Source organism: Celeribacter ethanolicus, assembly GCF_002407265.1.
In the GTDB taxonomy this organism is placed as follows: Bacteria; Pseudomonadota; Alphaproteobacteria; order Rhodobacterales; family Rhodobacteraceae; genus Celeribacter; species Celeribacter ethanolicus.
On sequence record NZ_CP022196.1, the window covers coordinates 1,220,001 to 1,234,253 of the forward strand.

Annotated in this window: 11 protein-coding genes (1 of these 11 cut by a window edge); 1 reads left to right on the forward strand and 10 read right to left on the reverse strand. The window is 61.9% G+C overall.

Going from position 1 to position 14,253, the window contains the following annotated elements:
- The 5 genes from CEW89_RS05885 to CEW89_RS05905 form a co-directional block, all read right to left on the reverse strand.
- On the reverse strand, window positions 1-838 hold the 5' portion of the coding sequence (locus CEW89_RS05885; RefSeq protein ID WP_096805257.1) for a sugar ABC transporter ATP-binding protein. Its footprint begins 665 nt before the window's first position; only the first 838 of its 1,503 coding nucleotides appear in the window; its start codon is at window positions 836-838; its stop codon lies off the left edge, out of view.
- Window positions 835-1,929 (reverse strand): strictosidine synthase, encoded by a 1,095-nt coding sequence (locus CEW89_RS05890; RefSeq protein WP_096805258.1) that lies wholly within the window; start codon window positions 1,927-1,929, stop codon window positions 835-837. The genes CEW89_RS05885 and CEW89_RS05890 overlap by 4 nt, the downstream gene beginning before the upstream one ends.
- Complete coding sequence (locus tag CEW89_RS05895) at window positions 1,926-4,046, reverse strand: ABC transporter permease (protein WP_096805259.1); 2,121 nt, start codon at window positions 4,044-4,046, stop codon at window positions 1,926-1,928. The genes CEW89_RS05890 and CEW89_RS05895 overlap by 4 nt, the downstream gene beginning before the upstream one ends.
- 86 nt (window positions 4,047-4,132) lie before the next feature.
- Window positions 4,133-5,152, reverse strand: coding sequence for a sugar ABC transporter substrate-binding protein (locus tag CEW89_RS05900; protein ID WP_066705299.1), 1,020 nt, complete (start codon window positions 5,150-5,152; stop codon window positions 4,133-4,135).
- Between the two features lie 49 nt (window positions 5,153-5,201).
- Entirely contained in the window at window positions 5,202-6,209 is a 1,008-nt protein-coding gene (locus CEW89_RS05905) for an ABC transporter permease (protein ID WP_066705301.1), read from the reverse strand.
- A 177-nt stretch (window positions 6,210-6,386) separates the two neighbouring features.
- On the opposite strand from CEW89_RS05905, the gene CEW89_RS05910 reads away from it, so the two are divergent.
- Window positions 6,387-7,142: a FadR/GntR family transcriptional regulator gene (locus CEW89_RS05910; RefSeq protein WP_096805260.1), complete on the forward strand. Its 756-nt coding sequence runs from the start codon at window positions 6,387-6,389 to the stop codon at window positions 7,140-7,142.
- A 13-nt stretch (window positions 7,143-7,155) separates the two neighbouring features.
- On the opposite strand, the gene lpdA is transcribed toward CEW89_RS05910, so the two are convergent.
- The 5 genes from lpdA to CEW89_RS05935 are packed head-to-tail and all read right to left on the reverse strand — an operon-like array spanning window position 7,156 to window position 14,248.
- Window positions 7,156-8,556: a dihydrolipoyl dehydrogenase gene (gene lpdA, locus CEW89_RS05915; RefSeq protein ID WP_096805261.1), complete on the reverse strand. Its 1,401-nt coding sequence runs from the start codon at window positions 8,554-8,556 to the stop codon at window positions 7,156-7,158.
- Entirely contained in the window at window positions 8,553-10,022 is a 1,470-nt protein-coding gene (locus CEW89_RS05920) for an NAD-dependent succinate-semialdehyde dehydrogenase (protein ID WP_096805262.1), read from the reverse strand. The genes lpdA and CEW89_RS05920 overlap by 4 nt, the downstream gene beginning before the upstream one ends.
- Entirely contained in the window at window positions 10,019-10,816 is a 798-nt protein-coding gene (locus CEW89_RS05925; RefSeq protein ID WP_096805263.1) for a shikimate dehydrogenase family protein, read from the reverse strand. The genes CEW89_RS05920 and CEW89_RS05925 overlap by 4 nt, the downstream gene beginning before the upstream one ends.
- A 1-nt stretch (window position 10,817) precedes the next feature.
- Window positions 10,818-12,035 (reverse strand): dihydrolipoamide acetyltransferase family protein, encoded by a 1,218-nt coding sequence (locus CEW89_RS05930; protein WP_096805264.1) that lies wholly within the window; start codon window positions 12,033-12,035, stop codon window positions 10,818-10,820.
- A gap of 11 nt (window positions 12,036-12,046) precedes the next feature.
- Window positions 12,047-14,248: an alpha-ketoacid dehydrogenase subunit alpha/beta gene (locus CEW89_RS05935; protein ID WP_096805265.1), complete on the reverse strand. Its 2,202-nt coding sequence runs from the start codon at window positions 14,246-14,248 to the stop codon at window positions 12,047-12,049.
- Window positions 14,249-14,253: the final 5 nt, after the last annotated feature.

Consider the following 14,253-nt stretch of genomic DNA (forward strand, 5'->3'; position numbering starts at 1 on the left):
ACAGCGAGAAGGAGGTGTTGCGCACCATAGAGCCCATCGACAGGTTCTCGACGCTCAGCACCTTTTTGCCCGGCTTGCGCGCGCCGTCTTCGGAGTGTTTGTGATAGAACAGCTCGTCCGAGAGGCTGCGCCCGACCATATGGCCGATGATGCTGTCGCGGTCGAATTTTTCGGTGGTGTCTGAGGCCACCAATTCGCCGTCGCGCAAGATGGTGATCCGGTCGGAAATCGCCAGCGCCTCTTCCAGTGCGTGGCTGATGAAGACGATGGACACACCGCGTTTACGCAGCCGTTCGATGAGCGAGAAGAAATAGTGTTTCTCCTCCGGCGTCAGCGTCGCGGTGGGTTCGTCGAAGATGATGACACGGGCGTTGAGACGCACCGCGCGGGCGATCTCGACCAGTTGTTTCTGCGCCGCGCCAAGCATCGAGACATTGGCCCAAGGGTCGACGTTGAAGTTCAAAGACGACAGGAATTGCTGCGCCGCAATATAAAGCCCGCGCAGACGGTTGAAGAGTTTTTCTTCGCCCAAGTAAAGGTTCTGCGCCACCGTCATCGAGGGCACGAGGCTGGTTTCCTGAAACACCATGGCGATGCCGTTGTCCAAGGCCTCGGCGGGGGTCGCGAAGTTGATCGACTTGCCGTCCAAAAGGATCTCGCCCTCAGAGCGTTGCGTCACCCCGGCGATCATTTTGGTCAGCGTCGATTTTCCCGCGCCATTCTCGCCCAGAAGGGCGTGGATTTCCCCCGCATGCAGGTTGAAATCGACATTGCGCACGGCAAAGACGCCTCGATAATCCTTCGAGACATTCTGCATTTCAATCAAAGGGGCGCTCATGATTGCTCTCCTTTTCGGGCTTCATCTGGCAGGGTCAACACCACGTCGCCGCCATAGGAGGTGACGAGCAGGCCCTGTTCCGTGGCGCAGGCGCTGGTGATGCCGTGGCGGGTGCCATCGGCGCGGCTGTGGAAGCTGCGACGCGGCAGAAAACTCTGGTCCAGCGCGACCAAAAGCCCGTAGGAGCGCGTCGGCGCCCAGGGTTTGAGGATGCCAAGCTGTTTGACCGCCCCGCCCTGAAGCGGTTCGCGGTAACTGTCGCCGGAGCGCAGCGCGGGCGCGACCCAGAATTGCGGCGGCACCTCCGCCATCATCCGCGTGCGATACGCCGGTTCGCGCAGCACGAATTCAATCAACTGGCTGCGCGGCGCGAAACAACAGAGGTAGGCGCCAGCGTCGGAGGCGATCAAACGCCCCGGATAGGCCGGAAGGTTGTCGAGCACCACATCGGGCACACCGCCGACCATCGGAAGCGCGATAAGACGATTGCGCCAGGCCTCGGACACGATGACACGGCCCCTGTCCTCCTGACACATGAGACCCGCAGGCCAGGCCAGCCCCTCCGCCAGACGGCGCGGCGCCTCGCCGGGTTTCACCGCCCAGACGGCGCCGTCGTGGCGGCGTTCCATCAGGTTGCGCGCCCAGTCTTCAGGGCTGTGACGCGTCGAGCCGCTGGCCAGAATAAGAGTGCCGTCTTTGGCAAAACTCATCGCGGTGAGGCATCCGGCACCATTGAAGGCCGTCGCAGAAACCAGTTCCGTCTCGCCCATCTCAGAGCGCAGCATCACGCCCTGCCCCGCGACGGCCACGGCCAGTGTGTCCCCCGCCGCCAGCGCCGTGATCGCGGCCCCATAACGTGCCACTTCGGTCAACGTACCCGCCGTGTCACTGCGGTACAGAACCGGCCCGCTCGACAGATACACATCACCCCGCCAAAGCGTGAGATTGTCCGGGGTCGGGATTTCCGCCCACACGGGCGCGTTCTCCAGCGCCATGTTGGCCTTGAACGCCCCGTCCATCGGCGGCACGGTGACCGCCGCCTCGCCCGCGCCGGTCACCCGGTCAAATACGCGCTTGAATGCCGTGATCATGTGCGCCCCCAATAGTCGTTCTGACTGGTCCATGTTTGGTCCGCCTCGGGCAGTTCATAGCGCCCGATCCGGTTGTTGTTGATGCCGCCCAAATAGAGCGCGCCCTTATGTTCGCGGATCGAGGTGATCTGCGGATGCGCCTCGCCGCTCAGGTCCCAAAGCGACTCCGTCACTGTGCCGTCCAAGGTCATCTTGAGCACGCAGCCGGTGTTGAGATTCGGGTAGAGCCATTCGTCCATGGCGACACGTTGCGCCATACGTTTGCGAAAGCCCGGCATCTTGAGGCTGAGATCGAAGGCCGGCGAGCGCATGCCCGCGAGCGCGACCCAATAGGTGCCGTCAGAGGCGCGGTTGATGTTGTCCGGGTAGCCGGGGATGTCTTCGATCACCGGTTCGACCTGACCCTTGCGGGGGCCTGCGAACCAGAACCGGCTGATGCGGCAGGCCCAGGTTTCGGCGAACAGCAGGGATTCCCCGTCATCGACCATGCAGATACCGTTCGGGAACACGCGGCCCGAAAGCACCGTGCGGGTCGAGCCGTCTTTCGGATCATAGGCCAGAATGCGCCCGTTGCCGCGCGCTTCCAAAGCGTCCACGGCCCAGTCGCTGACCCCGTAACGGATGGTGGCCTCGGAGAAATAGACCCGACCATCGGCGGCGATGTCGAGATCGTCGGCCATGCGAATGCGCGAGTCGTCGATGATCGAGAACAGGCTGCGGTTGGTCTCATCCGAAAGACATTTGATCTCGCGCGCGGGCGTGACCATGTAGAGGCCCATGCCCGCGACACAGGCGTGCAGATTGTCCTCCTTGTCCATCGCGAGGCCAAGCGGGAAGCCGCCCAAATGTACGAAGACCTCCGAACGGGTGTAATCGGGGGCAAAGAAGCGCACGATGTCGCCTTGGCGCCCGCCGGTGTAGAGGTTGTCCTGCGAGTCGAAGATCATGTCTTCCGGCCCGTCGAGATCGCCCAGACCGATCGCCGTCACATCGCGGAACTTGTCGTTCACCGCATAAGATGAGGTGGCGTCGACATTGGCAGAGGGGTCTTCCGGCAGGTCGAAATAGGTCGGCGAGACATAGACCCGCGACAGGAGTTTGTGACGGTTCTTGACCCAGCGGATGTCGACGGCCACGGCGAGCAACAAAAGCATGCCAAGGACGAGCGGCGTCGAGCCGGAGGGCATATTGAGGCGGATGAGACTATTGGTGACCATGAGCACGATGACCGTGCCGATGAAGGCCTTGAACACCGAGCCGCGCCCACCGCCGAGGCTGATCCCGCCCAGGACGCAGGCGGTCAGCACGGTGACTTCGAGGCCGATGCCAGTGTCCGGTCCGACGCTGCCCAGACGCGCGGCGTAGAAAATACCCGCCATCGCCGCCATCACACCGGAGATCACATAGGTCGCGCAGACCGTGCGGCGCACCGAAATCCCGGCATTATAGGCCGAGCGGCGCGAGCCGCCGACGGCGAGAATGTGCCAGCCAAAGCGCATCCGCGACAGCACGAGGTGCACGAGAATGGCCACCGCCACCAGCAACAGGAAGTTGACCGGAATGCCGAGGATAAAGCCTTCGCCCAAGTAGAACCAGGCCTCCGACAGGGTCATGCTCATCGCCACTTCGCGGGCATAGCTCAGGATCAGAAGATCGACCATGGCGCGCACGATGATCAGCGTCGCGAGCGTAGTGAGAAAGGCCCGGAGCCGCAAATAGCCGATTAGGATACCGTTCATCAGACCGATAAGCGCGCCCACGCAGAGCACAGCGGGCACCACGGCCCAGACCGGCCAACCGAGAGAATTGATCAGCGCCAGAGAGACGAAATTCGCCATGGCAAAGGTCGAGCCCACGCTGAGATCAATCCCGCCGGCGAGCATCACAAGCCCCAGCCCGATGGAAATCAGCGCCACTTCGCCCAGTTGCCGTGCCAGATCGGAAAAGCCAGCGGGGCTGAGAAAGCCGGGGATCAGCGAGCCGAACAGGGCCACGACGATCAAAAGGAAAGCAAAGGGGATCGCATTGTCGATCCAGTTCTTGGACAGCACCTCGCCCAGGAGATGATCCGGCACGGTGCGATAACGCCACTTTGCATAGGTGTCGGAGACGGACATATCGGAAAGCCTCTCGAAATGAGGTGCGCCCTTGCGCGGCCCCGAAGGGCCGCACGTCAGACGTCATGTGAGTGGAAAATCGCGGATCAGAACGGCGCCTTGGCGACGTCGTCCATGGTCCAGCAGGAATCGTCGCGCATCGTGTCTTTGGTCAGATCGCGGATCGGGGTGTAGAGCGCATAGGGTGCCTCGCCCGGTTTGAGATCGGACTGCATGACCTGCGCAATCGCATTGGTGAGATCGCGGGCCTGCCCGAAGGCGTCGTAGCTGACGTAGCCGGTGAAAGCGCCATTGGCGAGGCTGTCACAGGCCGGTTTCTGACCGCCGCCATTGGTGAAAAGCTTGATCTCGCCCACTTTGTCCGCCTCGCGGATCGCGGCGGACACACCGGCGTCCATGACCTCCCACAGGCCGATATAGCCGCAGAGGTCTGGGTTCTGTTTGATCACGGTCGAGGCCACGGAATGCGCCTTGGTCGCGTCCCAGTCGGCGGACTGGCTGGAGACCACTTCGATCTCCGGGTGCTCGGCCAGAACGTCCTCGATCGCGCTCATGGTGATGGCGTTATTGGGGTTCGTGGGCGTGCCCTGCATGATCGCGATCTTGCCGCTGCCGCCTGCATCGGGCGCACAGGCTGCGATCGCCATATTGGCCTGATGCACGCCCACCTCATACCAGTTCACACCGACATAGGCGTCCGTGGTGGCGACCGATTTCAGGTTGATCTGAATGACCTTGATCCCGGCCTTTTGCGCGCGGGCCAGAAGGCGGGCATAAACCTGCATGTCCGGGTTGTGCACGACCATGAGATCGGGCTTTTCGCTGATCAGCGTGGTCAATGCCTGCGCACCCACGTCACTGGACCAGTTCGGGTCACGGATCGACAGCTCATAGCCAAGGCGGTCGGCCTGTGTCTGCATCCCCTGCGCCCAGACCTGCGGCAGATCAAAGCTCATGGCAAGGGGCAGGAAGACCACTTTCTTATCCTTGAGCGCGTTGTAATATTGCGGCGCGAGACCGTCGTCGAATTGTTCGGCCTGCGCGACCTGTGCGGCTCCCCCCGCCAGTGTCAGCGCCATCAGCGCGCCTTTCAAAATGCCCTTCATGAGTTCCTCCCTCGTGTCCTAGAGCGTCATTTAAGTCTTTGAAGTGTGGTCAGATGTCCCCTTGCTGCGCGGTCTGTTCGTCGCGCGGGTTCACGAAACTGTCGACGATGATCGCCACCAGAAGCACCGCGCCTTTCACAAGGTTCTGAAGCGTGAAAGACAGGTCCATGATGGTCATGCCATTGAGCAGAATGCCGATCAGAACCGTGCCAACGATGACATTGCGCACGCCGCCCTTGCCCCCGCTCAGACCAATCCCGCCCAGCACGACCACAAGGATCACGTCGTAAACCATGGTCGATTGCGCAACACGGATGTTCACGGTCGCCAGAAGCGAGGCGGTGATGATCCCGGCGCCAAAGGCAATCACGGAGGACAGCAGATATTGCAGCACCGTCATCGGGCGCACCGGAATGCCGGTGATGCGCGCGGCTTCATAATTGTCGCCCATGGCGTAGATGTAGCGCCCGCGCCGGGTGAACCGCAGAAAGGCATAGGCCAAAAGCGCCACAAGCCCGAACCAGATCACCGGAAGTGGCACACCGCTCACGGAGCCGGAAATCGCGCGCAGCCAGTCGGCGTCTTCGGGCACGTAAATCACATCGAGATCGACAAGCGCGAGGCGGCCAAAGCCGTAGATCACCGTCGACATCGCGAGTGTGGCGAAGATCGCCGGAATTTCCACGTAGGCGATCAAAATGCCCATGACGATGCCGATCACGGCGGCAAATCCCAGCCCCAAAAGCACGGCGCTCACCGCATCCGTACCAGCATTCATCAGAGAAATCGTCCAGGCCGTGGACATCGCCATCGTGGCCACCATGGCAAGGTCGATCCCCCGCCCGATCACGACGATCCCCATCGCCACGCCCAGAATCCCCAAAACAGAGACGTTCTGCAGCAAAGACAACAGATTGTCCGAAGCCATAAAGCCCGGCAGCGTCACGGCGAAGACAGCAAAGAACGCAATGGCGATGAAAAATACGATGGTTTCCTGGGTCAACCCAAGGCGCGGCCACGCGGGCCCCGTCGCTTTGCGAGCGGCGGTCTCAGTCATGATATGTCCTCCCTGATGCGAATGACCGATCTCCCGTCGGTCGCCTCGCATGACGTTACGTTACAAAACGCAAATTTGTCTGACAAGCTGATAAGTTGAAAAACTTACAACCAACTTGCCTTCCTCCGTAGCTCCACCCTAAATTGCCAAGACCCGCAGCGAACCAACGGATGTCTGATGCCCCCTTCGACAGGTCAGAGACTCTCTGGCCAGAAAACCTCTGGCCCCAAACATAAACTCACCCCACCCCGCAGCTATGCCAGTAAGGTGGCGGATATTTTGCGCCGCGAGATCGAACAGAATGTCTTTCGCCCGGGTGAGCGCCTGCCGACCGAAGCGGTGTTGGGCGAAACCTTCGGGGTCAGCCGCGCAGTGATCCGCGAGGCGATTTTTGCGCTCAAGCAAGACGGTATCGTGCAAAGCTATCAAGGCCGCGGCATCTTCGTGGTCGATGAATTGCCGGAGGCCTCGTTTTGCCTTGCCCGCACAGAGCTGGACGACAAGGAAGAGATTGAGCGGGTATTCGAGTTTCTGCTCGCCCATGAGGCCTCCGCCGCCGCATTGGCCGCACAACGGCGCAGTCCGGCGGATCTCGACGCCATCGGCGCTGCTCTTGGTGCCATCGACGCCGCCATTGCGCGCGGCGAAAACGGCATCGAACAGGACATGGCCTTTCACTCTGAAATCCTGAAGGCGACCGGCAATCACCTGTTCATCTCTTTCGGCGCGTTTCTGGAAAATCGCGTGCGGCATCTGATCCGACAGGCCCGCACCAACAGCTCGCGCAAGGGGCTGACCGACCTTGTGCAGGACGAGCATCGCGCCATTTTCGCGGCCATCGAGGCCGGAGATGCCGAGCGCGCGCGTGAGGCGGCGGCGTCCCATCTCAAGAACGCGGCCAAACGCCTGACGCTTTATATGCAAGACGCCTGACACCCTCCTCCCTTCAAATATGCAGCGCCCGACCGTAAGCCGCCAACACCGCCTCATGCATCATTTCCGACATGGTCGGGTGCGGGAAGACCGTGTTCATCAGCTCTTCTTCCGTCGTCTCCAACGTCCGCCCGATCACATAGCCCTGGATCATTTCCGTCACCTCGGCGCCCACCATATGCGCGCCCAAAAGCTCGCCCGTCTTGGCGTCGAACACGGTTTTCACCAGACCCTCGGCCTCCCCCATCGCGACCGCTTTGCCGTTGCCGATAAAGGGAAATTTGCCGACCTTGATCTCGTAACCCGCCTCTTTCGCCTTGTCTTCCGTCAGCCCCACAGAGGCCACTTGCGGGTGGCAATAGGTGCAGCCCGCGATCGAGTTCGGCTTGATCGGATGCGGGTGGAGGCCCGCGATCAGCTCGGCCACCATGACGCCTTCGTGGGAGGCTTTATGCGCCAGCCAGGGCGCGCCCGCGATGTCGCCGATGGCGAACAAACCGTCGACGCCCGTGCGGCAGAATTCGTCGGTCACGACATGCGTGCGGTCGATTTTCACGCCCGCTTCTTCGAGGCCCAGGCCCTCGACATTGCCGACGATGCCGACCGCAGAAATCACCGTGTCGAACTCTTCGGTGGTGACTTTTCCGTCGGCTTCGAAATGCGCGGTGACCTTGCCTTTTGCGCGGTCGAGCTTCTTCACGGTCGTCTTTTGCAGGATCTTCATCCCCTGCTTTTCAAACTGCTTTTTGGCGAAGGCGGAGATGTCTTTGTCCTCGACCGGCAGCACGCGATCCATCACTTCGACGACCGTCGTGTCGGCGCCTAGAGTGTTGTAAAAGCTCGCGAATTCAATGCCGATGGCGCCCGATCCGATAACCAGCAACTTCTTCGGCATCCGCGTCGGCACCAGAGCGTGGCGGTAGGTCCAGACCAGATCGCCGTCGGCCTCCAGCCCCGGCAGCTCACGCGCCCGCGCGCCGGTGGCGACGATGATGTTTTTGGCGGTCAAAGTCTCGGTGCCCTTGTCGGTTTTGACCTCGACCTTGCCCTTACCGGCCAGCTTGGCCTCGCCCATGATCGCGGTGACTTTGTTCTTTTTAAACAAGCCCTTGATCCCGCCATTCATCTGCGCCGCAACCCCGCGCGAGCGCTTGACGATGGCGTCGAGATCAAAGCCGATGTCGCCCGCCGACAAGCCGAATTCCTTGGCGCGGTGCATCTGGTGATAGACCTCGGCCGAGCGCAGCAACGCCTTGGTCGGAATGCAGCCCCAGTTCAGACAAATCCCGCCCAGGTTTTCGCGCTCGACACAGGCGACCTTGAGGCCAAGCTGCGCCGCACGAATGGCCGCAACATAGCCACCAGGGCCGGCGCCGATCACGATGAGGTCGAAGTTTTGATCCGTCCCGCTCATGCGATGCCTCCCAAACACACGTATTTCAATTCAAGGAAATCTTCGATGCCGTGGCGCGAACCTTCGCGGCCCAAACCCGACATTTTGACCCCGCCAAAGGGCGCTTCGGCGGTCGAAATCAGCCCGGTGTTGACCCCGACCATGCCGTATTCCAGCCCTTCCGAGACCCGGAAAATCCGCGCCACATCTTGAGCGTAGAAATAGGAGGCGAGACCGAATTCGGTGTCATTGGCGGCCTGGATTGCCTCCGCCTCTTCCGTGAAACGAAACAGCGGCGCGACAGGACCAAAGGTTTCCTCACGCGCAACGGCCATATCGGAGGTCACATCGGCCAGAACCGTCGGCTCATAGAAGGTGCCGCCCAGAGCATGGGGTTTGCCACCGGCAAGCACGCGGCCGCCTTTTTCCACCACATCGGTGACGTGGCTTTGCACTTTTTCCAACGCGCTCTCATCAATCAGCGGGCCAAGCTCGACGCCACTCTCCATACCGTTGCCGGTGCGCAGGTTTGAGACCGCCTTGGCGAGTTTCTCGGAGAAGGCATCATAGACCGCGTCCTGCACATAGATGCGGTTGGCGCAAACACAGGTCTGTCCATTGTTGCGGAATTTCGCGATCAATGCGCCCTCGACAGCAGCGTCGAGATCGGCGTCATCGAAGACGATAAACGGCGCGTTGCCGCCCAGTTCCAGCCCGAGTTTCTTGATCGTCGGCGCCGATTGCGCATAGAGCATCGCGCCAATTTCCGTTGATCCTGTGAAGGTCAGTTTGCGCACCACCGGGTTCTCGGTCAGCTCCGCACCGATCTGCGCGGCGGAACCGGTGATGACGCTGAAGAGACCTTTGGGCAGTCCCGCGCGCTCGGCCAAAATCGCAAGAGCGATGGCGGAATAGGGCGTCTGAGAGGCAGGTTTCAACACCATGCCACAGCCCGCAGCAAAGGCAGGCCCGGCCTTGCGCGTGATCATCGCATTGGGGAAATTCCACGGCGTGATCGCGGCGACGACGCCGATAGGTTGCTTCATCACGAGGATGCGTTTGTCGGGCTGATGGCCGGGAATGGTCTCGCCATAGACACGACGCGCCTCTTCGGCAAACCATTCGACAAAACTGGCGCCGTAGGTGATCTCACCTGCCGCTTCCGCCAAAGGTTTGCCCTGTTCCAGCGTCAGGATTTGCGCCAATGCCTCGCGATGCGCGATCATCAGATCGAACCATGCGCGCAGCACGTTTGCCCGGTCTTTCGCGGTACGCGCAGCCCAGGTCTTTTGCGCCTCTTCCGCCGCCTTGACCGCCTTGGCGACCTCGGCCCGGCCCAGTTTCGGGACGTAGCCGATCAGTGACCCGTCGGCGGGATTGTGCACGGCAATGCCGGTCTCAGGGTCGGCCTCGATCCAGTCTCCGGCCACCAGATTGGCATCGCGCAAAAGCCCGGTGGCGCGCAGATCTTGCAAACTCAAACTCATTGTTCGTCCTCCTCATGCGTCAGAAACCGCAGCATCTCCGTCAACTGCGCCTCCAACATGTGATGCCCCGGATGGATCATGAGCCCGCGCGCCTCGGCGGCGTGCAAAAGCGGCGTGATCTCCGGCTGCATGATGACCTCGGCGACCAATGTGCCGGGGTCGAGTGTGTCGGGATTGAAGGGCAGTGCATCCTCGGGTTTGAGACCCAAAGAGGTGCCGTTGATCGCGATGTCATGCCCGACGGGGTCGGTGGCGGCAGCAAACGCCACATCGGGAAAATGCTCTGCCAGACGGGCGATCAGGGCCTCTGCCTTTTCAACGGAGCGGTTCGCGACGGTCAGCGCCTCGACGCCCCGTTCCGCCAGAGCAAATGCGATGGCACTCGCCGCGCCCCCTGCCCCCGCGAGGAACACCCGCTTGCCAAAAAGCGTCACGCCCGCCTGTTCCAACCCGCGCGCAAAGCCTTCGCCGTCGAGGATGTCGCCGTAGAACGAGCCGTCAGTTTCGCGCCGGATAACATTGACGCTTTGCGCCGCCGCCGCGCGCGCACTCAGCGCATCGCAGAGCGCAGGCACAGCGGTTTTATGCGGCACGGTAATCACGGCGCCCGCGAAATTGCGCACACCTGCGAGACCTTTGAGCATCGGCTCCAAGGCCTCGGGCGGCACTTCGAGCGGAACCAGAACGGCGTCCACGCCCTCCGCCTCAAACCGCGCGTTGAGCGCCTGCGGCGTGCGCACATGGGTGACCGGATCGGCGAGGATCGCCAGCGTTTTGGTGTGCCCCGTGATCATGTTACACCAACAGGCTCATCGGATTTTCAATACCGGCTTTGAAGACCGCCAACCACTGCGCGCCCACGGCCCCATCGACCGTCCGGTGATCGACAGAAAGCGTCACGCTCATGACCGGTGCCAGCACGATCTGATCGCCGCGCCCGACGGGGCGTTTTTCGGCGGCTCCGACGGCGAGGATACAGCTCTGCGGCGGGTTGATGATCGCGGAAAAGCTCTTGACCCCATACATCCCAAGGTTCGACAGCGAGAACCCGCCGCCTTGGTATTCATCCGGTTTCAGACGGCCCTCACGGGCCTTGGCAGCCAGCGCTTTCATCTCGGAGGACAGCGTGCCGAGGCTCTTTTGATCGGCATTGCGCAGAACCGGCGTGATCAGCCCGCCGTCAGTCGCGACCGCCACGGAAATGTCGATGGATTTGAGCTGCAACACCGCCTCATCGGTCCAGATCGCATTGGCGGCGGGTACTTTGGCCAGTGCGTTTGCGACGGCTTTGACGATGAAATCATTGACCGAAATTCGGTCCGCTTTCTCGCGCCCCTCGTTGATCTGGGACCGGAGCGCCATGAGCGCCTCGATGTCACAATCGGCTTCAAGATAGAAATGGGGCACGGTGGTTTTCGACTCGAGCAGCCGCCGCGCGATGGTGCGACGCATGCCGGTGTGGGGGATTTCCTCGTAGTCGCCGATGCCCACAAGGTTGGGCGCAGCGGTGGCCTTTACAGCAGCCGCCACCAGAGCGACAGCCCCGGCCTCGGCAGCGCGCTCGACGTCGATACGCACGATGCGGCCGCGCGGGCCGGACCCGGAAAGCCCCGACAGATCAACGCCTTTCTGTGCCGCGATCCGGCGCGCGAGCGGCGAGGCCGCAATCTTGTCGGAGGATTTCGCCACCGGGGCTGCTTCGACCGGCGCTTCGACCGTCTCCGCAGGCGCCGCCCCACCCGGTGTATAGCCGTCCAGCACAGAGGCGTCTTCGCCCTCCAACAGCAGAACCGCGATCACCGCATTCACATCGGCGCGCTCACCGGCGGGAGTGAGGATCTTGCCCAACACCCCGTCCGCGTCGGCCTCGAATTCCATCGTCGCCTTGTCGGTTTCGACCTCGGCCAATGTGTCCCCGGCCTTCACGGCCTCGCCTTCGGCCTTGAGCCAGTTGGCGATCACCGCATCTTCCATTCCGGCGGAGAGCGAGGGCAGTATGATTTCCTTGGGCATGTCTTCTCTCCTTATTCCGCAGCCTCTGCCGCGAGGGGCAGACCCTGATCGGCCATAACCTCGCGCAGGCCCGCTTCGATGTCTTGCGGACGGGCACAGGCCGCCGCCTCAAGGACTTTGGAAATGCTGGGCGAGGCTTCCGCGCCATGCACCCGTTTGATCGGCTGATCGAGCGCGTCGAAACAGCGGCGCTGAATCTCGTCAGAAAGCCAGCCTCCATAGGACGTGCCAGAGGCCCCCTGTTCGACGATCAGCACATTGCCGGTCTTCTCGATGGAGGCCTCGATGGTTTCCCAATCAAGCCCGGCGCGGTCGAGGCTGCGCAGGTCGATGATTTCGGCATCAATGCCCAGACGCTCGACCACCTCGCGGGTCTTTTCGACCATGGCGAGATAGGTCAGCACGGTGACGCGCGCGCCCTCGCGAACGACTTTGGCCTTACCAAGCGGGATCATGTAGTCGAGATCATCGGCCGGACCGACGCCTTTGGATGCGTAGAGATCGACATGTTCGATCACCAGAACCGGATCCTCGCATTGAAGCGCCGCATTCATCAACCCGACATAGTCATAAGGCGTCGAGGGCGCGACGATGCGCCAGCCGGGGGCGGTCGCGAAAATCCCCGCCGGGTCCATCGAGTGCTGCGAGCCATAGCCCGTGCCCATCGCCACTTTCGTGCGCAACACCAAAGGCATGGCATTGTCACCGCCGAACATGTGACGCGCCTTGCCGATCTGGTTGAACACCTGATCCGCGGCCACCCACATGAAATCCGGGTACATGAATTCGATCACCGGACGCACACGCCCGTCGGCGGCCATACCTGCGGCGAGACCCGTAAAGGCGTTCTCCGCAATCGGCGTGCCGAGGCAGCGATCCGGGAACCTGTCCGAGAGGCCTTTGGTCGCGCCATTGGTGCCGCCTTTGAGACGGTGCACATCCTCGCCCATGACGACGACACGCTCGTCCGTCTCCATCCGACGCATCATGACATCGGCGACGGCGTCGATGAATTTCACATTGTCTTTGAGCGTACCGGAAAACGCGTCTTGTTCCTCAAAACGCGCGCCGTCGAATTCCGACAGATCGCCGCGCAGTCCGAAATCGCGGAAGCTTTCTTCGGGCCAAAGCGCCGGTTTGATGCGGCGCTTGCCGTCGACCTCTTCGATCAGCTCGCCCGCGATCTCTTCCATCATCTCTTGCGCCTGGCTGCGCAGGTCTTCGACGGCTTGCGCGCCGATGATCTGACGCTCCATCAGGTCGCGCGCCATGGCGTCGAGCGGATCGCGGCCGCGCCATTCCTGCTCTTCTTCCTTCGTGCGATAGCCGAAGGCAGAGCCCGGAAGCGCGCCGTTCTGGTGGAAATAGCGGTAGACATCGGCCTCGATCACCACCGGACCTTCGCCCGCGCGCATGATCTTATTGGCTTCCTCGGCGGCCAGATAAACCGACAGCGTGTCCATGCCGTCCACCTTGAAGGCCGGGATGCCAAAGGCCAGACCGCGCGCAGAAAGCCGCGTCTCTGCGGTGACCTCTTCGACATGGGTCGACACGGCGTAGCGGTTGTTTTCAATGAAGAAACAGATCGGCAGCTTCCACGCGGCGGCGATGTTCATGGTCTCAAGCACAGAGCCGATATTGACCGCGCCATCGCCGAAATAGGTGTAGACGACATCGCCCGTGCCCGCCTGTTTGTGCGCCCAGGCCGCGCCCGCCGCCATGGGGACACCGCCGCCGACGATGGCATTGGTGCCAAGGTTGCCGCTTTCGGCCCAACGCAGGTGCATCGAACCACCGCGGCCTTTGCAGAAGCCTTCGGAGAGACCGAGAATTTCCGACAGGGTGCGTTTTGACAGGTGCCGCAGCGCCTCGCCAAAGCTCTTCTCCGGATCGATCCCCTCGGGCGCGGCATAGGCCAGCGCCTTGGCGAGGAACTGATGGTGCGCGCGGTGCGAGCCGTTCACCTGATCGGAGCCACGCATCGCTATGGCGGAGCCGACAGCACCGCCCTCTTGGCCAATCGCGGAGTGCGCAGGCCCGTGCACAAGCCCCTGCCCCGCAAGGTCCAACACCTTTTCTTCGAACGCGCGAATGAGGTGCAATTGGCTCAGCATGGTGCGCCCGACGGTGGGGTCAAGTTCGGTGCGATCCTCTTTGGAGGCTTTGATGTCACGCCAGAAGGCTTTCGGCGTCAGATCGTCATAGATCGGCATGAGAG

What these genes read in the sequence shown, in the direction of transcription:
- CEW89_RS05890 (WP_096805258.1), bottom strand. Translation starts at nt 1,929, where the DNA reads ATGATCACGGCATTCAAGCGCGTATTTGACCGGGTGACCGGCGCGGGC.
- CEW89_RS05905 (WP_066705301.1), bottom strand. Translation starts at nt 6,209, where the DNA reads ATGACTGAGACCGCCGCTCGCAAAGCGACGGGGCCCGCGTGGCCGCGC.
- CEW89_RS05935 (WP_096805265.1), bottom strand. Translation starts at nt 14,248, where the DNA reads ATGCCGATCTATGACGATCTGACGCCGAAAGCCTTCTGGCGTGACATC.
- CEW89_RS05895 (WP_096805259.1), bottom strand. Translation starts at nt 4,046, where the DNA reads ATGTCCGTCTCCGACACCTATGCAAAGTGGCGTTATCGCACCGTGCCG.
- CEW89_RS05910 (WP_096805260.1), top strand. Translation starts at nt 6,387, where the DNA reads ATGCCCCCTTCGACAGGTCAGAGACTCTCTGGCCAGAAAACCTCTGGC.
- CEW89_RS05925 (WP_096805263.1), bottom strand. Translation starts at nt 10,816, where the DNA reads ATGATCACGGGGCACACCAAAACGCTGGCGATCCTCGCCGATCCGGTC.
- lpdA (WP_096805261.1), bottom strand. Translation starts at nt 8,556, where the DNA reads ATGAGCGGGACGGATCAAAACTTCGACCTCATCGTGATCGGCGCCGGC.
- CEW89_RS05900 (WP_066705299.1), bottom strand. Translation starts at nt 5,152, where the DNA reads ATGAAGGGCATTTTGAAAGGCGCGCTGATGGCGCTGACACTGGCGGGG.
- CEW89_RS05930 (WP_096805264.1), bottom strand. Translation starts at nt 12,035, where the DNA reads ATGCCCAAGGAAATCATACTGCCCTCGCTCTCCGCCGGAATGGAAGAT.
- CEW89_RS05920 (WP_096805262.1), bottom strand. Translation starts at nt 10,022, where the DNA reads ATGAGTTTGAGTTTGCAAGATCTGCGCGCCACCGGGCTTTTGCGCGAT.